The organism is Isoptericola sp. NPDC056605, assembly GCF_042792795.1.
In the GTDB taxonomy this organism is placed as follows: Bacteria; Actinomycetota; Actinomycetes; order Actinomycetales; family Cellulomonadaceae; genus Isoptericola.
Genome location: NZ_JBHTVT010000009.1, coordinates 1 through 18,079, shown reverse-complemented (window position 1 = coordinate 18,079; position 18,079 = coordinate 1). Strand labels below are relative to the sequence as shown.

Sequence of the window (18,079 nt, the reverse complement as noted above, 5' to 3'; positions counted from 1 at the left end):
TGGCCCGCGACGTCAGGGAGGCGCGTCGTCCGGCCGTTCGCCGCCGTTCGGGGGCGTGCCCGGTTCGTGCGGCCCCCCGGGGGCCGTGAAGTCGGCGGCGTTCACGTGGTCGAGGAAGTCGCGGAACTTCTCCACCTCGCGCTGCTGCTCGACGTCCACTACCTCGACGCCGGCGACGGCCACCACCTCCGCCGAGCAGAGCACCGGGCTCCCGGTCCGCACCGAGAGGGCGATCGCGTCCGAGGCGCGCGAGTCGAGCCGGGTGCCGTTCGACAGGACCAGCTCGGCGAAGAACACCCCGCCGTCGAGCGCGACGATCTCGACCCGCTCGAGCTCCACGCCCACCGCGCCGAGAAGGTCCCGCAGCAGGTCGTGCGTCATCGGACGCGGCGTCACGAGACCCGCCTGCGCCATCGCGATGGCCGACGCCTCGCGCGCCCCGATGACGATGGGGACGGCGAGGTTCGCGGCGGCGTCCAGGAGCAGCACGACGATCTCCTGGTCGTGCTGCTGCTGCCGCACCCCGAGGACCTCCACCGGGACCATCGGTGCGTCGCTCGCGTCGTCGGGTTCCACCGATCCACGGTACGTCCGCAAGGTGCCGCACGTCGCCCGGGGGGCCCGCCGGATCGGGACCGCACGCGAAGGGATCGCGAAGGGCCGGTCAGACGAGGTCGCCCGTCCCCTGCCGCACCCACGTCGAGTGCAGGCGAGCGAGCAGCTCGCCCACCTCCGCCGCGAGCTCCGCACCCTGGGCGCGCGCCGACGGGGTCTGCTGGCTGCGGTAGGGCGCCACGAGCTGGTCCACCAGGCCCACGTGCCGGTCCGCCGACGCCCGCAACGACCGCAGGTGGCGCGGCTCGATGCCGTGCTCCGCGAGCCGGGCCGCGATCCGCACCACGTCGGGGGCGCCGTCGTCCAACCGGCTCCCCGCCCGGGACTGCAGCACGCCCGCGGACACCAGCTCCTGCACGAAGCGGACCGTCGTGCCGGTCGCCTCCGCGACGGTCTCCACGGTCCAGCGCCGTCGCGACACCTCGGCCGCGGCACCCGCGTCGGCGAGCCGTGGCGCCGGTCCGGGCGCGGGCTCCCCCGCGTCCATCTCGGCGAGACGCTCCTTGATGACCTTCAGCGGCAGGTACGAGTCCCGCTGCTCCGTCAGCACGAACCGCAGGCGCTCGACGTCGGCGGGACTGTACTGCCGGTAGCCCGACGGGGTGCGCACCGGGTCGATCAGGCCCTGGTCCTCGAGGAACCGCAGCTTGGAGTGGGAGACCGACGGAAACTCCGGACCCAGCTGGGCGAGCACGTCGGAGATCCGCATCGTCGCCTGGCGCGAGATGCCCCGCGGCCAGGGTTCCGGCGCGCCGGCGGGCTCCTCGCCCTGCGCGGCCTGCGCCGCCGTCACGACGCGGGCGCCTGCGGGTCCCGCGGCGCCTGCGGGCTGGCGTGGAACGACATGCGGAACTTGCCGATCTGCACCTCGTCACCCGTCACCAGCGGCGCCGCGTCGATGCGCTCCCGGTTGACGTACGTGCCGTTGAGGGAGCCGATGTCCCGGACCACAAACCGGTCGCCCTCGCGGGCGAACTCCGCATGCTTGCGCGACACGGTCACGTCGTCCAGGAAGATGTCCGCCTGCTCGCTGCGGCCGGCGACCGCGCGGTCGGAGTCCAGCAGGAAACGCTCCCCCACGGCGCCGGAGCCGTACTGCACCACGAGGAGCGCCGAGTGCCGGGGCAGGGCCGCGACGGCGGCGGCCTCCTCCGCGGTGAGCGGGATCCGGAACGCCTGCTCCTCCGCGGGCGCGCCCACGCGCCCCAGGTGCGCGGTGGTGTCCGCGGCCGCCTGGTGCGGCGGGAGAGGGCGGGGGTCCGTCATCAGTCCTCCTGTGAGGTCGGGCCGGTGGGTCGGGCGACGCTGCCGACCGGGCCCGGGAAGCCGGTGGCCCCGGATGGCCGACTGTGCGTCCGACGTGCGCCGTCGTCCGACAAACCTACCCCGACCGGGGCACGGGCGGGAAGCCCGCTCACCGGCGGCCGGCCCGTCGGACCAGTCCCGACGCGCCTCGCGAGGCTGTCGGTCGCGCTGTCAGTCGCGCGCGCGCTCCGGCTGCGCGTACTCGGGCTCGCCCGGTGGCGTGACCGCCGTGATCTTCACCTCGTCCTCGCGCGCCGTCGACGCCTCCGCCCCCGCCGTACGCACCGTCGCGAGCGCGCCGCCGGGGATCTCCAGCGCGCGGTCCATCGTCTCCGGGTCGCCGATGACGGTCCACTCGTACGGGGAGGAGAGGGAGGTCCCGTCGACCACGATCGCGCCACCCTCGTCCTCGAACCAGGTGGACGTGACCAGGCGCACCCCGTTGAGCTCGACCACCTCCGCGCCCGCGTTGCGCAGCTCCTCCAGCACGTTGAACATCTGCGACGCCTTCAGCGCGCCGGCCGGGTCCTGGATCGTCACGCGCACCCCCGGGCCCTGCGCCGGCAGCCGCCCCGACAGGATGCCCTCCGACTCCGCACGCTGCTCCGCGAGCTCGAGCGCCGACCGCGCCTGCCCGGAGCCGGACTCCAGCTCGTCGCGCGTCGCCTCCAGCCCCGAGACCTCGTCCCCGAGCTGCTGCGCCCGGTCGGTGACCTCGTCGAGCAGGCGCACCAGGTCCTCCTGGCGCGCGGACGAGAGCTGGTCCGACGCCGACTGCTGCACCTGCACCACCAGCGCGAACCCCAGCGCCGCGCACAGCACGCCCGCCAGCACCTGGGATCGGCTCGCCCGGGGACGCAGCGCCGCGCCGAGCCGGCGCCACCCGCTCGGCGCGGCGGACGCCGCCCCGGCGCTCGCGGTCGCGTGCTCGGTCGTGTCGTCGACACCGTTCTCAGCGCCGGCCGGCTCGCCACTGCCAGGCTCGGGGGCGTCCGACTCCGGGGGGTCGTCCGTGCCTGCGGAGTCCACGGAGTCCTCGGAGTCACCGGGGGCGTCGTCCGGCGGTCCGGGCGCAGGCGCAGGCGCGGGCGCAGGCTCGACGGCGAGCGGCTCCCCCGGCGGCTCGAGCTCGTCGTCCGAGTCGCCCGCACGGGTCGCCTCCGTGGTGGCGGCCGGCTCGGCGTGGCCCACCGCCTCGCCCTCGTCCACCTCAGGTTCCAAGGACGTGGCCGCCTCGCCCTGCGGGGAGTCCTCGCCCGTGAGGTCCCGATCAATGGAGTCACCGTCGGCCGGGACGCCATGGGAGGGCGCCTCCGGGGGCACAGGCTCCTCCTGCGAGGCCTGGTCCTCCTGCGGGGCTGGGGCCTGCGGGGGCCCGGCGCTCGCGGCAGCCACCGCGGCGTCGTCCTCGACGGCCGACGACGCAGCCCCGGCGGTCATGTCCTCGTCGCCCTCGCCGGACACCACGTCGGGCGTCTCAGGCGTCTCAGCGGACTCGGGGGTGTCGGGGCGGTCGCCCTTCGGGTCGCTCATCCGCCGCTCACGCCTTGAACAGGTGGCGGCGGATCGCCGCCGCGTTCGAGAAGATCCGGATGCCCAGCACCACCACGACCGCGGTCGACAGCTGCGCACCCACGCCCAGCTGGTCGCCGAGGAACACGATGAACGCCGCCACGACCACGTTCGACAAGAACGACACCAGGAACACCTTGTCGTCGAACAGCCCGTCGAGCTTGGCGCGCAGGCCCCCGAACAAGGCGTCCAGGGCGGCCACCACCGCGATCGGCAGATAGGGCTGCAACGCCACCGGCACGGTCGGCTGCAGCACCAGACCGGCGATCACGCCGATCACGAGCCCGATCGCGGCGATCATGAGCGTTCCTCCTCGGTGTCGGACGACGACGTCCCCTGCGACGTCCCCGGCGATGTGCTCTCTCGTGTGCTCTGCGGTGCCCCCTGGGCGTCGTCGCCCGGCTGCGAGGACTCCCCCGCACCCGACGTCGACGCGTACCGCAGGGTCTGGTTCCCCACGCCCGGCAGCGACAGGTCGCTCTGCGGGGTCACGCTCGACTGGATCCCGTAGCGCGACCCCAACAGCTGCAGGTACGCCGGGGCGCCGGAGCGAGCGTACGCGGTCTGCAGGTCGTCGGGGTCGCCGATCGCGCGGATCGCGTAGGTCGGCCCCGGCAGCGGCACGAGATCCACCAGGATGGCGTCCCCCGCGTTACGGATCGCCGACAGCGACGTCAGCCGCTGGTCGTCCACCGAGATCGCCTCCGCGCCCGCCGCCCACAGGGCGTTCACCACGGTCTGCACGTCCGCGTCCCGCACCCGGGCGCTCGCGTCCGGATCCGACGCCGACTGCGCGGCGTCGCCGTCCGACAGGGAGACCACCAGACCGGGGCCGCTGACGGCCGCCGACCCGCTCACCACGCCGTCGCGCTGCAGCGTCTGCAACAGTCCCGGGTCCTCGCTGGCGAGCGCGGTGTGCTGCAGCGCCTCGATCTCGTCGCTCAGCGCCACCGACCGGGCCTGGAGCGCGTCCACCTCCCCGCGCCGGTCCACGATCTGGTTCTCCAGCACCTCGCGCGCCGCCGCCACCTCGGCCTGGGGCGCTCGCAGCTGCCGTGCCGCCGACACGGTCAGCAACCCCAGCAGGGCCGCGAGCACCAGCAGGAGCACGACGGAAAGCCCCCGGCGCCCCGCCGGGCGCCCGGCCCGCGCCGCCTCGGCGCGCCGCTCGGCCTCCTCCGCGTACCCCGGGTCCAGAGGCTTCTCCATCACCTCGACCAGCAGGGTCATCGACTCGTCCGGGCGGCGGCGCGCCGGCGTGCGCACCGGCGCCGTCACGCCTCGCCCTCCGTACCCCGGGCGTCCGGCCCGGCGCTCGCGGCCCCCAGCAGGACGCGCGCCTGCCGCACGTACTGGACACCCGCCACCCAGTACAGGCCGACGCCCCACCAGGTGAACGCCCAGCCCACGACGTGCGCCGCCGCGCCGACCACGCCCGGCATCGTCGCCAGGAGGAGCAGGGGGAACGCGTACAGCAGGGCGAACGTCCCGGCCTTGCCCACGAAGCTCACCGGCAGCGGGCCGTACCCGTGCCGCGCCAGCACCGGGAGGAGGCACATCAGCAGCACGTCACGCGCCACGATCAGCACCAGCAACCACAGCGGGACCACGTCCCGCCAGGCGAGGCCCGCCAGCGTGACGAAGATGAAGAGACGGTCCGCCGCCGGGTCCAGCATCTGGCCCAGCCGCGTCACCTGGTGCAGGCGCCGCGCCAGCACGCCGTCCAGCCAGTCCGTGAACCCGGAGAAGGCCAGGACGGCGAGGGCCCACACGTCCTCGCCCACCACGATCAGCACCGCGAACACCGGCACCAGCGCCAGGCGCAGCAAGCTCACCAGGTTCGGGATCGTGAAGACCCGGCTGCTGATCTCCTGGCCCTCCTGCACGGGGCACATCCTACGCACGCGCCCTGCGCCCAGTGGCCGAACTCACCGGCACCCGCCGGACCTCATCCGGCACCGGCCGGTAGACTGGGGGCACCTTCGGAGTTCGTCGTGCCTCCCGCGTGTTCGTTGTGCCCCGCTCAGAGCGGGGCTGGTGTGTGTCCGGGACCGAGCGACCGCCCCGCCGCCCCTGGCGGTGCAGGACTCCTCCCCCACCACCCACAGAACGGTGACCGCTCTTGAGCACCCCTGACTCCACCCTGCCCACCGAGCAGAACACCGGGCAGGACCCGACGTTCGCCGACCTCGGCCTCCCCGCACCGCTGCAGGCCGCCGTCGACGACCTCGGGTTCACGACGCCCTCGCCCATCCAGGCGCGCGCCATCCCCGAGCTCCTCGCCGGTCGCGACATCACCGGCGTCGCCCAGACCGGCACCGGCAAGACCGCCGCCTTCGGCATCCCGCTGCTCGCCGCCCTCGACCCGCAGGCCGACGTCGCCGGCGGGCACGTGCAGGCGCTCGTCCTCGCCCCCACGCGCGAGCTCGCGCTCCAGGTCGCCGAGGCCGTCGAGTCCTTCGCCACCCACCTGCCCGGGGTGCGCGTCACCTCCGTGTACGGCGGCTCCCCCTACCAGCCCCAGCAGCGCGCCCTGCGCGACGGCGTGCACGTCGTCGTCGGCACCCCCGGCCGCGTCATGGACCACATGGAGCGCGGCACCCTCTCCCTCGACGGCGTCAAGTTCCTCGTCCTCGACGAGGCCGACGAGATGCTCCGCATGGGCTTCGCCGAGGACGTCGAGACGATCTTCGGCCAGGCCCCGACCAAGCGACAGGTCGCGCTGTTCTCCGCGACCATGCCGCCCGCCATCCGCGCCGTCGCCGAGACCCACCTCACCGACCCCGTCGCGATCGCGGTCTCCCGGCAGTCGTCCACCGTGTCGACCGTCGAGCAGACCTACGCCGTCGTGCCCTTCCGGCACAAGATCGGCTCCCTCGTCCGGGTGCTCGCCACCTCCGACGCCGACGCCACCATCGTCTTCACCCGCACCCGCAAGGACGCCGAGGAGGTCGGCGCCGCCCTGGTCGAGCGCGGCACCTCCGCCGCCACCATCTCCGGCGACGTCGCCCAGAAGGAGCGCGAGAAGATCGTCGAGCGCCTCAAGTCCGGCGCCCTCGACGTGCTCGTCGCCACCGACGTCGCCGCCCGCGGCCTCGACGTCGACCGCATCGGCCTCGTCGTCAACTTCGACATCCCCCGCGAGCCCGAGGCCTACGTGCACCGCATCGGCCGCACCGGCCGCGCGGGGCGCACCGGCCGCGCCCTGTCGTTCGTCACGCCCCACGAGCGCGGCAAGCTCAAGCACATCGAGCGGACCATCCGGACCACGCTCGCCGAGGTCGAGATCCCCTCGCCGCGCGACGTCTCCCAGCACCGCGCCCGCCGCCTCCTCGACGCCGTCGGCACCCGCATCGAGGCCGGCCGCCTCGACCTGTACACCCGGATGCTCCAGGAGCGCGCCGCCACCGCGGCGGCTTCCGCCGAGGACACCGACGGCACGACGGCCCCCGTCGAGGCCGACGACGACGCCCTGCAGGTCGCGGCCGCCCTCCTGGCGCTCGCGGTCGGGGACGACGGCCCCCAGCAGCGCGCCGCCCAGGAGGAGCACGAGCGCGAGCGGGCCGAGGCCAAGGGCGGGCGCACCCGCGAGACCCACCGCGCCGAGCGGACCGAGCGGGACGGCGACCGCACGGGCCGCCACCCCCGCTCCGACCGCGATCGCGACGACCGTGGCCGTGGCATCCGTCGTCCCGCCGCCGGCACGCGCTACCGCATCTCCGTCGGGCACACGCACGGCGCGCAGCCGCGCGGCATCGTCGGGGCGCTCACCCACGAGGGCGGCCTGTCGGGCAGCGACATCGGCAAGATCGACATCTTCGGCAACTTCTCGCTGGTCGACATCTCGCGACCGCTCGACGACGCCGACATGAACCGCATCGGGCGTGCCCACGTCGCGGGCAAGGCCCTCCGGATCTCCGTCGACAAGGGCGCCCCGGAGCGGCGCGCCCCGCGCACGGAGCGGCCCCGCACCGACCGTCGTCCGGCCCGCACGGTCTGACGACGTCGGGCACCGGCCCGAGACACCGCGACGCCCCGCGAGCCGTACGGCTCGCGGGGCGTCGTCGTCCCCGGCAGGGGCGGGCGCGGTCAGGTGCGGTCCGGTGCCTCGCCGAGGCTCACGACCAGGGACCGCAGGCGCCGCGCCTCCGCCATCCCGCGCTCCCCGTCCGCCCGCTGGATGCCCATCACGGCGATCGTGCCGCCGTCGGCGAGGTCGAGGCGCACCCACGGGTCGTTCGGGCCCAGCCGTACCTCGACGATCTCCGGCCACGCGAGCGTCCGGGACCGTACGAGGTTGCGCACCCGCAGCCCTTGTTCCGAGGGCACCGCGTGCACGCCGCCGAGCCGCCACAGCAGCCAGGTGACGCCCAGCGCGAAGACCACGAACGAGATCTTGTTCACCGCGGCCGCGCCCATCGGCCCGTTCGAGCCGAGCCCGACCACCACGCTGCCGACCGCGGCGACCACCCACACGAACCAGGCCGAGACCTGGCCCCACAGCGGCCGGAAGGTGCGGAAGCGTGACGCGCTCATGCCCACCACGCTGCCACCGCCTGCACGTGCTCGACAGGTCGGCGGGCGCCGACCCGCAGGGTCACAGCCGGCTGGCGTGGATGGAGGTCACGATGATGCCGCGCGCCCCCACCTCGTACAGCGCGTCCATCACGCGGTTGGTCTCCGAGCGCTTCACCATCGACCGCACCGCCGCCGACTCGCCGTTGTGCAGCGGCGACACGGTGGGCGACTCGAAGCCGGGCGTCACCGCCACCGCGGCGTCGACGAGCTCCATCGGCACGTCGTAGTCCATGAGCACGTACTCGTGCGCGGTGATCACGCCCTGGAGGCGGCGGGTGAGCACGTCGAGCCCGGCCGGCTCCCCCACGTCGCTGCGTCGGATGAGCAGCGCCTCGGAACGCAGGATCGGCTCGCCGAACACCTCGAGCCCCGCCGCGCGCAGCGTCGTGCCCGTCTCGACGACGTCCGCGATGACGTCCGCGACGCCCAGGCGCACGGAGCTCTCCACCGCGCCGTCGAGGTGCACGACGGCCGACGGCTCGATCCCTCGCTCGCGCAGGTACGAGCGGACCAGGGTGTCGTACGACGACGCCACCCGGCGGCCGGCGATCTGGTCGACGTCGGTGATCGTGCCCGCCGGCGCCGCGAAGCGGAACGTCGACGCGGCGAAGCCCAGCGGCAGGTGCTCGACGGCGTCGGCGCCAGAGTCGAGCAGCAGGTCGCGGCCGGTGATACCGACGTCGACGGTGCCGGAGCCGACGTACACCGCGACGTCGCGGGGGCGCAGGAAGAAGAACTCGGCCCCGTTGTCGGGGTCGGCGAGCACGAGCTCGCGGGTGTCTCGACGCTGGCGGTAGCCGGCCTCGCGCAGCATGTCGGAGGCCGGGACGGAGAGGGAGCCCTTGTTGGGGACGGCGATACGGAGCACTGCGGTTACCTCGTTCTGATCAGGACGGGACGTGTCGGGCGGCAGGGCGCGCGCGACGGACGACGGGGCCGCACCGTGACGGTGCGGCCCCGGTCCGGGCGCTCACAGATGCGCGTACACGTCCTCGAGCGTCAGTCCCTTGGCCAGCATGAGCACCTGCAGGTGGTACAGCAGCTGCGAGATCTCCTCCGCGGCGGCCTCGTCGGTCTCGTGCTCGGCGGCCATCCAGACCTCGGCCGCCTCCTCCACGATCTTCTTGCCGATCGCATGCACGCCGGCGTCCAGCTCGGCCACGGTCCCCGACCCGGCGGGGCGGGTCGTGGCCTTCTCGGTCAGCTCGGCGAACAGGGAGTCGAACGTCTTCACCCGCTCAGCCTAGACGCCGGGACCCCGGGCTCCGGGCAGGGTTCCGGTCCTCGGGACGGTGAGCTTCGGGTGTTCAGGACGCTTGGCACACTATTTTTCCGAGAGTCGAGGGAGGTGCCGTTGCGTGCCGAGCCGCGAGAGGTGCTCAGTGGGCGTGGCCCGACGCCAGCCCGCGCAGGGCCTCGATCTCCGCCGGGACGTCGGCGGCCCCGTACACCGCGGAGCCCGCCACGAAGACGTTCGCCCCCGCGTCCGCAGCCCGCTCGATGGTGTCGCGCGACACTCCCCCGTCGACCTGGATCCACACGTCCAGCCCCGACTCCCCCACCGCCTGCCGGGCCCGCCGGATCTTCGGCAGCGTCCCGTCGATGAACGACTGCCCGCCGAAGCCGGGCTCCACGGTCATGACGAGGATCATGTCGATCTCCGACAGGAGGTCGAGGAACGGCTCCACCGGCGTGGCCGGCCGGAGCGCCACGCCCGCCCGTGCCCCCAGGCGCCGCAGCTCCCGCGCGAGGCGCACCGGGGCGTTGGCGGCCTCCGCGTGGAACGTCACCGAGGCCGCCCCGGCCTCCGCGTACGCCGGCGCCCAGCGGTCCGGGTCCTCGATCATCAGGTGCGCGTCGAGCGGCACAGGAGAGACCTGCACCAACCGCTCGAAGACCGGCAGGCCGAGCGTGAGGTTCGGCACGAAGTGGTTGTCCATGACGTCCACGTGGGCGTAGTCGGCGGAGGCGATGGCGCCCAGGTCCCGCTCGAGGTTCGCGAAGTCGGCCGACAGGATGCTCGGGTTGATCAGCGCAGGCATGCGCCCAGCGTAGGCGGAGCAGCCACTACGCTCGCCCCGTGCCACCGCTCCCCTCCCCCGCCGAGCCTTCGCCGTCGACCGCGTCGACGGTCGCCGCACCGCCCGTCGTGCGTGCCGCCGTCGTCGGCGACCTGCCCGCCGTCGCGGCGATCCTCGAGCCGTACGTCACCGGCACGGCCGTGACCTTCGACGAGCAGGCCCCCGACGTCGCCGCCTGGCGCCAGCGCCTCGTGGACCTGGACGCCCGCGGCCTGCCCTTCCTCGTGGCCGAGGTCGACGGGACTGTCGTCGGCTACGCGTACGCGGCCCCCTGGCGGCCCAAGGCCGCCTACCGCTACACGGTGGAGGACACGATCTACCTCGCCCCCGCGGCCCAGGGCCGGGGTGTCGGCTCGCTGCTCATGACCGCGCTGCTGGAGGCCTGCACGCGCGCCGGCGTGCGGCAGGTCGTGGCGGTCGTGGCCGACGACCCCGCGGCGGCCGGCTCGCTCCCCCTGCACCGCCGGTTCGGCTTCGAGGTCGCCGGTGTGCTGCGTGACGTCGGCGTCAAGCACGGCCGCTCCGTGAGCACCACGCTGCTCCAGCGCACCCTCGCCTGACGAGCGCACCCTCGCCTGACGAGCGCGCCGCGCGCCTCAGCAGGACAGCGCCTCAGGAGAAGCACCTCAGGAGGGCAGCCCGGCGCGGAGCGCGTCGGTGCGGGCCTCCACGGTCCGCCACGCGTCCGGACCCACGCCCGGGTGGGCGTCGCGGTCGATCTCCCCGAGGCCGGTGCGCAACCCGTCGAGCGTGGCCGCCACGGCACGCAGCGCGCGGCGGCGCGGCAGCCCCCACGACTCCCCCTCCGCGACGAGGTGCTCGGCCGTGATGCGGTCCATGTCGCGCTCCCCGGACACGTCCATCGCGAAGACCCGCGACGCGTGCACGTGGTGCAGGTGCATGGACACGTCGTAGGCCGGGGCGAGCGCCACGGTGCCGTCCTCGCGCCGCAGCAGCGACACGTTCTTCGCGTGGGCGTCGGTGTTCCCGACCGCCAGGTTCAGGGTGGTGAGCGCGAGCAGCGGGTCGGGCCGGGCACCGTCCTCGCGCAGCACGCGGGCGATCCTGGCGAGCGACGGCAGCGTCCGGCCGTGCTGGAACTTGCGCTCCGGGTCGCGGGTGTTGATGCCCAGGGCCTGGGCCGCGTCCTCCTGGTGCACGCGCCGCTGGCCGCCCGGCGAGGCCGCGTCGGGCACTCGGTCGTAGCGGGAGACGACGATCGCCCGGACGTCCTCGAACGTGACCACCTCGGCGTCGATCGACGTGAGGCCCACGCGGCGGGCCAGGTCGAGCGCGGCGGCCTCGGTGTCGACGAGGTCGGCCGTGGGCGAGCCCGCCTCGCGCGCCACCTTGAGGATGTGCGTCGTGGGCTGGGTGGGTGACGCCCGGAGCCACCCCTGCTCGTCGCGCACGAGGCCGATCTTGGGCTCCATGCCCGGCAGGGAGCTGGTGAGGTGCTGCGCCCGCCCCTGCCCGCCGGCGCGGGCCACGCTCTCGCGCAGGAGGGCGGCGACGCCCGCCTCGTCGAGACGCCGGGTGGGGCGCGACTCCGGCTCGGGCACGACGCCCGCCTCGACGAACGTCAGCGCGCCCACCGTGTCGCCGCCGTAGGCGCGGAAGAACGCGACCGGGTCGTCGGGGTCCACGCCCGCGTCCATGGCCATGTGGGCACGGACGCGCCCCTCCGGCATGAGGCCGTCGAGCCAGGCGGCCACGCGCGCCGGCGCGGGCCGCTCGTCCGGCTCGATCGGGAGCAGGTGCGACAGGATCCGCGCGCCGTCGCCCCAGCGCCGCGCCGCGTCGTCGTCCCACCCGAGCTCGACCCGCGGCGTCCCCCGCCCGAGGTCACGCGCGACGAAGCGCGCGATCCGTGCCCCGTAGAGCCAGGCGTCGATCTCGGTCACGCGTCTCGCCCCCGCTCCGCGAGGCGCACGTCGATGCCGAGCTCGTCGAAGATCTCGAACAGGCGCGTGATGTACAGGTTGTCCACGCCCGCCTCGACCTCGGAGACGTACTGCCGCGTCAGCCCCAGCTCCTCCGCGAGCGCCGTCTGGCTGATGCCGCGTCGGCGGCGGACGGTGCGGGCGAAGCGGCCGAGGTCGCGTGCGCTGCGTGCCGGCGTCCAGGGGCTGGGATGCGTCATGTCAGGCTCCTGTTGTCGGATTATTCTTCCCGAACTCTCAGGAAGGATATTCCGGCATCCCAAAGTTTGCAAGGATCTCCTGACAGCGACCGGCGGTTCAGCGGACCCTTCGCAGCAGCATGAGGTGCATCGCGTCGGTGCCGTGCACGTGCGGCCACAGCTGGGCGTCGAGCCCCTGCGCGCCCCCGTCGTCGGCGCCCAGGTCGAGCTGCGCCCCCGGGACGAGCACGCCGCGCAGCGCCGCACGGGAGTCGATGCGCTCGGCGTCGTCGCGGCGGCGGAGCACGTCGTCGACCACGAGCCGCGTCTCCGCCAGGTGCGGGGAGCAGGTGACGTACGCGACGACGCCGCCGGGACGCACCGCGTCCAGGGCGGAACCGAGCAGCTCGCGCTGCAGCACGGTCAGCGTGCCGAGGTCCGCCGGCGTGCGGCGCCACCGGGACTCGGGGCGACGGCGCAGGGCGCCGAGCCCGGTGCAGGGGGCGTCGACGAGCACCCGGTCGTAGGCGGCGGGCTCCTCGGTGCCGACCTCCCGCCCGTCGCCCGTGCGCACGCGCTCCACGACGCCGCCGGGCACGGCGCGCAGGGCTCGCTCGACGAGGCGCGCTCGGTGCGGCTGCACCTCGTTGGCGACGAGGGTGGCGCCCCGCTCCCCCGCGAGCGCCGCGAGGAGCGCGGCCTTGCCGCCCGGACCGGCGCACAGGTCGAGCCAGCGGGCGTCAGGTCCCTCGAGCGGGGCGTCCGCGAGGGCGAGGGTGACGAGCTGGGAGCCCTCGTCCTGCACCCCCGCGCGCGCGTCGGCGACGGCGGGCAGCGCGGCGGGGTCGCTGCCGCCGGCGAGGACGAGCGCGGTGGGCGCCCAGCGGCCCGCGTCGAGGCGGACGTCGGCGTCGGCGGCCTGCTCCTGGAGGACGTCCGGGCCGGCGAGGCCGGGGCGGGCGACGAGGGTGACGCGCGGGGCGGTGTTGTCGGCGTCGAGGAGGTCGGCGACCTCGTCCGGGCTGCGGCCGTGGCCCGCGAGCGCCTCGCGCAGGGCGCGGGCGATCCACACGGGGTGGGAGCCGACCGTCGCGAGGCCGGTGACGGCGTCGGGTGCCTCGTCGGCGAGGCGGGTGAGCCAGTCGTCGAGGGACGTGCGCCCGACGGCGCGCAGGACGGCGTTGACCATCTGGGCGGGCCCGGCGCCCACGCGGTCACGGGCGAGGGCGACCGTCTCGGAGACGGCGGCGTGGGACGGCACCCGCATCCCCAGGAGCTGGTGCGCGCCGAGACGGAGCACGTCGAGCACCTCGGGGTCGAGCTGGTCCAGGGGGCGGGTCACGCAGCGGGCGAGGATCGCGTCGTAGCGACCGCGCAGGCGCAGGGTGCCGTACGCGAGCTCGGTGGCGAAGGCGGCGTCGCGGCCCGCGACGCGGCGCTCGCGCAGCAGGGGCGGGAGCACGAGGTTGGCGTAGGCGTCGGAGCCGTCCACCTGGCGCAGGACGTCGTAGGCGGCGGTGCGGGCGGGGTCGGTGCGACGCCGCCGCTCGCCGGGCGCCTGGGCGCTGCGGTGCGTCTCGCCGCGCGAGCGGGCGGCGCCGCGCTGGCGGCCCTTGCTGTTGCGGGCGGAGTCGCGACGCTCGTCCCGGCGGTCCGCGCTCATCGGGCGTCCTGCCCGAGCCGCAGGGAGGCGTCCCCGGTGGCACCGGTGAAGAGGCCGCGCGCACCGCGGGCCCAGTCGGCGGCGGGCATCGGCTTCTTGCCCACGGGCTGCACGTGCCCGAGGGCGACGGCGTGCGTGGCGGTCCCGACGAGGACCTCCTTCTTGCCGGCGCGCACCTCGCCGGGGGCGAGGTCGGTGACGTCGGGTCGCGGGGTGACGGGACCGAGGCCGAGGCGGGCGCCGGGGGCGGCGTCGAGCCCCGAGGTGGGGGGCAAGGTGGTCCAGGCCCCCGGGGCGGGCGTGACGGCGCGGACACGGCGGTCGACGGCGAGGGCCGGGTCGTCCCAGCGGACGCGGGCGTCGTCGGTCGTGACCTTCGGTGCGAGGGAGACGCCGTCGGGCGGTTGCGCCTGGGGGGCGAGGGTGCCGTCCTCGAGCGCGTCGAGGGTGGCGACGAGCAGCTCCGCGCCGCTGGTCGCGAGGCGGCCGAGCAGGTCGCCGGAGGTGTCGCGGGGGCGGATCGTCTCGGTGGCGGTGCCGAGCACCGGGCCGGTGTCCATGCCCTCGTCGAGGAGGAACGTCGTGGCACCGGTGACCTCGTCGCCGGCGAGCACGGCGTGCTGCACGGGGGCGGCCCCGCGCCACGCGGGCAGCACGGAGAAGTGCAGGTTCACCCAGCCGAGCCGCGGGACGGCGAGCACGTCGGGGCGCAGCAGGTGCCCGTACGCGACGACGGGGGCGGCGTCGACGTCGAGCTCGCGCAGCACGCTGAGGAACTCCTCCCCGCGGGGGCGGTCGGTGAGGACCGGGATCCCGGCCTCCTCGGCCGCGAGCCGCACCGGGCTGGGCACGAGGCGGCGGCCCCGTCCGGCGGGGGCATCCGCCCGGGTCAGGACGCCCACGACCTCGTGGCGCGACGCCAGGAGGGCACGCAGGGACGGGACGGCGGGGTCGGGGGTTCCGGCGAAGAGCAGGCGCACCACCCGATCGTAGTCGGGCGGCGACGCGCCGTGGCTCGGGCGGGACGCGCCCGCCTACCGCCGCACGGGCAGCCCGAGGGAGCGCAGCGCGGCGCGCAGCGCCGGAGTGTCGGTGAAGCGGACGGCGTGGAAGCCGAGCTGCCGGGCGGTGGCGACGTTGGCGGGGCCGTCGTCCACGAAGACGGCGCGGGCGGGATCGACGTCGTGCGTCGCGGCCAGGTGACGGAAGATCGCCGGGTCGGGCTTCGCGAGCCCCACACGCCCGGAGACGACGACGTGCTCCAGGCGGGTCGTGGCGGGGGCGGCGCCGGCGGCGTGCCGGAACAGCTCGGCGGACCAGTTGGTGAGCCCGAGGAGGCGCACGCCCGCGGCACCGAGCTCCTCGACGAGCTCCGCCGAGCCGGGGACGGGGCCGGTCAGCGTCCCGGGGAAGCCCGCCACGTACTCGTCCAGGAGGGGCTGCAGGTGGGGACGGTCGTCGAGGGTCGCGCGAGCGTCGGCCCAGCTGCGGCCGGCGTCCTGGGCGAGGTTAAACGCCGGGAAGTCGATCTCCGCCATCCAGCCGGCCACTTCGGCGCGCGGCCGGCCGGGGAACGCCCCGTAGGGGTCCCACCCGACGAGCACGTTGCCGAAGTCGAGCACCACGGTGTCGACGGGGGCCCCGGCGGGGGCGAGGGCCATCAGAGCATCTCCTTCGGGTCGACCTGCACGCGGACCACGCCACCCTCGCGCCGAGCGGACCGGACGGCGAGGGAGGCGCGCAGCTGGGCGGCGAGCTCGCCCCCCTGGGCGAGGGGGACGCGCAGCACGGTGCGCACCTGGGGCTCGAGGGTGGCTCCGCGCCGCGGGTCGGCGTCAGGCTGCTCGACGGGGCCGAGGACGGTGTCGGGCCCCGCGAGCGCGACGCGGCCGACGACCGCGTCCACCGCCCCCCGGTCGCCGGAGACGGCCGCGACGCGGACCGCGGGCGGCAACGCGAGCTCGCGGCGCTCGGCGAGCTCCCGGTCGGCCAGGCCCCCGGGGTCGTAGCGCACGAGCGCCCCGGTCGGGGCGGGAGCGGCGTCCCCGACGAGGAGCACCTGCCCGCCGGCGCGGGCGGGGTGCACGAGGGCCGCGGCGGCGAGCCAGCGGTGCAGCGCCTCCGTGGCAGTGGCGAGCCCGGTGCCCGCGGTCGCGACGGCGGCGTCGAGCAGGAGCGCGACGGCGTACCCGCCGTCGGCGACGGGCTCCGCGCCGGGCGTCGCGACGACGAGCGCCGGCTCCCCACCGACCCGGTCGAGCACCCCGGCGGGCGCGGAGGACGCGGACACCCGCACGGGCGTGCCCGCGAACGCCCGGCCGAGCTCCTCCGCCGTCCGGTCCGACCCGACGCGGACGGCGCGCAGCCGGGTGTCGCCGCACTCCTCGCAGCGCCAGCCGCCGGCGAGGCGGCCGCACCAGGAGCACTGCGGTGCGCTGCCGGTGCGGGTCATGCCGAGGGGCCCGTGGCACGCGGCGCACCGGGCGGCGGTCCGGCACCGCGCGCAGGCCACGACGGGCAGGTAGCCGGTGCGCGGCACCTGCACGAGGACGGGTCCACGGGTCAGCCCGTCGCGGGCGGCCCGCCAGGCGGCGGTCGGCAGCCGCGCGGCCGCGCCCGGCCCCTCGGCGGCGAGCTCGACCGACGTGAGCGCGCGCACGCGGGGTGCGCGGGCGCGCAGCACGTCGCGGGGCGCGGCGATCTCGCGCGCCCACCCGGACGCCAGCAGCGCCTGCGCCTGCACGGTCCGGCCCGGCGACGCCAGCAGGTACGCCGCGGACTCCAGGTCGCTGCGCAGGGCGAGCACGTCGCGGGCGTGCGGGTAGGGGGCGTGCGGCTCCGCGAGCGTGTCCTCCCCGTCGCCCCAGAGCACGACGAGCCCGAGGTCCGGCACCGGGGCGAACATGGCGGCGCGCGTCCCGACGACGACGTCCGCCAGGCCGTGCCGGGCGCGCAGGAACGCGCGGTAGCGGGGTGCGGGGCCGTCGTCGGCGAGGAGACGCACGACGTCGTCGAGCCCGGCCTCGCCCAGGGCGTCGACGACGCGCTCGACGTCCCGGGCGTCGGGGGCGACGACGAGGGCGCGCCGCCCTCCGGCCACGGTGGCGCGGGCCGCCTGCGCGACGCCGGCCGCCCAGTGCGGCACGTGGGCCGGCCCGTCGTCGGTCGGCGGCGCCAGACCGGGCAGCGGCGTCCAGACGGCCCGCGGCGCCTGCCCGGCCAGCAGGTGGCGGCAGAACGCCTCCCCGCCGAGGTACGACTCCCACGCCGCCACGGAGCCCGCCGCCACGGGACGAACGGGCCGCGGCACCGCCAGGTCTCCGGCGGGCGCCCCGGAGTCGCTCTGAACGCCGTCAGAGGCCTCCTGGGGGCGGTCCCGGGCGTCACCCGCGTCGTCCGTGCCGTCCGTGCCGTCCTGTCCCGCCTCCTCGACGGGCTCCGCCAGGGAGGCCAGCACCTCCTTCTCGACCCGCGCGTGCCGGGGCGGCACCGCGAGGCGCAGCACGTCGGCGAGGGTGCCCGCGTACCGGTCCGCGACGGCGCGGGCCAGCCGCAGCACCGGCTCCGACAGCACCGGGTCGGCCGAGACCAGTCGCTTGAGCGGCACGAGCCGCCCTTCGTGGTCGGACGTCTCCCGACGCTCCACGACGTAGCCCGCCACCTCCTGCGGCCCGAACCGGGCCCGCACCCGCACCCCCGGCCGGGCGTCGTCGGCCATGGGGGCGGGCACCAGGTAGTCGTACGGGCGGTCCAGGTGCGCGGGCTGCAGGTCGAGCACCACCCGCGCGACGGGCAGCTCGTCGGCCACCGGCGTCGCGCCCAGGGCCGCCTTGCCAGCCTTGCCGCCCGTCCCGGGCTTGCGGCGCCCCTTCGTCGCGGCGTCACGCGGGGCCGCGACGTCGTCGAGCCCGAGCAGCGCGGGCTGCTCGGGCTCGGAGGTCTCAGTCACGAGGCCATCCCATCACGCCCCGCCCACGCCACCAGCACAGCCCCCTACGGTTCCCGTGACGACGTGAGACGAGGCCGCGGCGATGCGACACCGCCTGACGAAGATCGAGCGTGGCGGGATGCTTCCTTCGCGCGGACGTATCCCTCCCGAAGTGGAGGGCGCCCTGGCGCCCGTGAACGCGTCCGCGCGAAGGA

19 protein-coding genes are annotated in these 18,079 nt (G+C 75.8%); 2 read left to right on the top strand and 17 right to left on the bottom strand.

Features of this window, described 5'->3' with window-relative positions; translation table 11 throughout:
* Nucleotides 1-12: 12 nt before the first annotated feature.
* The 7 genes from ACFQ8Y_RS10970 to ACFQ8Y_RS10940 all read right to left on the bottom strand — a co-directional run bounded on the left by ACFQ8Y_RS10970 (nucleotide 13) and on the right by ACFQ8Y_RS10940 (nucleotide 5,378).
* A complete protein-coding gene (locus ACFQ8Y_RS10970) occupies nucleotides 13-546 on the bottom strand; it encodes a bifunctional nuclease family protein (RefSeq protein WP_430552014.1) in 534 nt (177 codons plus the stop codon).
* Between the two features lie 118 nt (nucleotides 547-664).
* Nucleotides 665-1,408, bottom strand: a complete 744-nt coding sequence (locus ACFQ8Y_RS10965) for a MerR family transcriptional regulator (protein ID WP_430551887.1) — start codon at nucleotides 1,406-1,408, stop codon at nucleotides 665-667.
* A complete protein-coding gene (locus tag ACFQ8Y_RS10960) occupies nucleotides 1,405-1,881 on the bottom strand; it encodes an FHA domain-containing protein (protein ID WP_430551886.1) in 477 nt (158 codons plus the stop codon). The genes ACFQ8Y_RS10965 and ACFQ8Y_RS10960 overlap by 4 nt, the downstream gene beginning before the upstream one ends.
* Nucleotides 1,882-2,091: 210 nt before the next feature.
* On the bottom strand, nucleotides 2,092-3,453 hold the full coding sequence (locus tag ACFQ8Y_RS10955; RefSeq protein ID WP_430585459.1) for a DUF881 domain-containing protein: 1,362 nt from the start codon (nucleotides 3,451-3,453) through the stop codon (nucleotides 2,092-2,094).
* Nucleotides 3,454-3,460: 7 nt separating this feature from the next.
* Entirely contained in the window at nucleotides 3,461-3,793 is a 333-nt protein-coding gene (locus ACFQ8Y_RS10950; protein WP_079575212.1) for a small basic family protein, read from the bottom strand.
* Entirely contained in the window at nucleotides 3,790-4,770 is a 981-nt protein-coding gene (locus tag ACFQ8Y_RS10945) for a DUF881 domain-containing protein (RefSeq protein WP_430585458.1), read from the bottom strand. Before ACFQ8Y_RS10945 ends, ACFQ8Y_RS10950 begins: the two co-directional genes overlap by 4 nt.
* A complete protein-coding gene (locus ACFQ8Y_RS10940; protein ID WP_430562519.1) occupies nucleotides 4,767-5,378 on the bottom strand; it encodes a CDP-alcohol phosphatidyltransferase family protein in 612 nt (203 codons plus the stop codon). Before ACFQ8Y_RS10940 ends, ACFQ8Y_RS10945 begins: the two co-directional genes overlap by 4 nt.
* Nucleotides 5,379-5,614: 236 nt before the next feature.
* Between ACFQ8Y_RS10940 and ACFQ8Y_RS10935 the strand changes: the two genes are divergently transcribed.
* Nucleotides 5,615-7,492, top strand: coding sequence for a DEAD/DEAH box helicase (locus ACFQ8Y_RS10935; protein ID WP_430585457.1), 1,878 nt, complete (start codon nucleotides 5,615-5,617; stop codon nucleotides 7,490-7,492).
* An 89-nt stretch (nucleotides 7,493-7,581) separates the two neighbouring features.
* Here ACFQ8Y_RS10935 and ACFQ8Y_RS10930 read toward each other — a convergent pair whose 3' ends face one another.
* The 4 genes from ACFQ8Y_RS10930 to rpe form a co-directional block, all read right to left on the bottom strand.
* The gene (locus tag ACFQ8Y_RS10930) at nucleotides 7,582-8,028 is read right to left on the bottom strand and encodes a PH domain-containing protein (RefSeq protein WP_430551881.1); all 447 of its coding nucleotides are present in this window, start codon (nucleotides 8,026-8,028) and stop codon (nucleotides 7,582-7,584) included.
* Nucleotides 8,029-8,089: 61 nt separating this feature from the next.
* Nucleotides 8,090-8,938: an ATP phosphoribosyltransferase gene (gene hisG, locus ACFQ8Y_RS10925; RefSeq protein ID WP_430551880.1), complete on the bottom strand. Its 849-nt coding sequence runs from the start codon at nucleotides 8,936-8,938 to the stop codon at nucleotides 8,090-8,092.
* A gap of 102 nt (nucleotides 8,939-9,040) precedes the next feature.
* Entirely contained in the window at nucleotides 9,041-9,304 is a 264-nt protein-coding gene (locus ACFQ8Y_RS10920) for a phosphoribosyl-ATP diphosphatase (protein ID WP_079575216.1), read from the bottom strand.
* 145 nt (nucleotides 9,305-9,449) lie between these two features.
* On the bottom strand, nucleotides 9,450-10,112 hold the full coding sequence (gene rpe, locus ACFQ8Y_RS10915; RefSeq protein ID WP_430585456.1) for a ribulose-phosphate 3-epimerase: 663 nt from the start codon (nucleotides 10,110-10,112) through the stop codon (nucleotides 9,450-9,452).
* 38 nt (nucleotides 10,113-10,150) lie between these two features.
* Between rpe and ACFQ8Y_RS10910 the strand changes: the two genes are divergently transcribed.
* Nucleotides 10,151-10,711 (top strand): GNAT family N-acetyltransferase, encoded by a 561-nt coding sequence (locus ACFQ8Y_RS10910; protein WP_430562522.1) that lies wholly within the window; start codon nucleotides 10,151-10,153, stop codon nucleotides 10,709-10,711.
* Between the two features lie 66 nt (nucleotides 10,712-10,777).
* Here ACFQ8Y_RS10910 and ACFQ8Y_RS10905 read toward each other — a convergent pair whose 3' ends face one another.
* The 6 genes from ACFQ8Y_RS10905 to ACFQ8Y_RS10880 all read right to left on the bottom strand — a co-directional run bounded on the left by ACFQ8Y_RS10905 (nucleotide 10,778) and on the right by ACFQ8Y_RS10880 (nucleotide 17,885).
* Complete coding sequence (locus ACFQ8Y_RS10905; protein WP_430585455.1) at nucleotides 10,778-12,055, bottom strand: type II toxin-antitoxin system HipA family toxin; 1,278 nt, start codon at nucleotides 12,053-12,055, stop codon at nucleotides 10,778-10,780.
* On the bottom strand, nucleotides 12,052-12,294 hold the full coding sequence (locus ACFQ8Y_RS10900) for a helix-turn-helix transcriptional regulator (RefSeq protein WP_430562524.1): 243 nt from the start codon (nucleotides 12,292-12,294) through the stop codon (nucleotides 12,052-12,054). The genes ACFQ8Y_RS10905 and ACFQ8Y_RS10900 overlap by 4 nt, the downstream gene beginning before the upstream one ends.
* A gap of 97 nt (nucleotides 12,295-12,391) precedes the next feature.
* A complete protein-coding gene (locus tag ACFQ8Y_RS10895; RefSeq protein ID WP_430585454.1) occupies nucleotides 12,392-13,936 on the bottom strand; it encodes an RsmB/NOP family class I SAM-dependent RNA methyltransferase in 1,545 nt (514 codons plus the stop codon).
* Nucleotides 13,933-14,916 (bottom strand): methionyl-tRNA formyltransferase, encoded by a 984-nt coding sequence (gene fmt, locus ACFQ8Y_RS10890; RefSeq protein ID WP_430585453.1) that lies wholly within the window; start codon nucleotides 14,914-14,916, stop codon nucleotides 13,933-13,935. Before fmt ends, ACFQ8Y_RS10895 begins: the two co-directional genes overlap by 4 nt.
* Before the next feature lie 54 nt (nucleotides 14,917-14,970).
* On the bottom strand, nucleotides 14,971-15,597 hold the full coding sequence (locus ACFQ8Y_RS10885) for an HAD family hydrolase (RefSeq protein WP_430551873.1): 627 nt from the start codon (nucleotides 15,595-15,597) through the stop codon (nucleotides 14,971-14,973).
* Nucleotides 15,597-17,885, bottom strand: a complete 2,289-nt coding sequence (locus ACFQ8Y_RS10880) for a primosomal protein N' (protein ID WP_430585452.1) — start codon at nucleotides 17,883-17,885, stop codon at nucleotides 15,597-15,599. The genes ACFQ8Y_RS10885 and ACFQ8Y_RS10880 overlap by 1 nt, the downstream gene beginning before the upstream one ends.
* Nucleotides 17,886-18,079 lie beyond the last annotated feature (194 nt).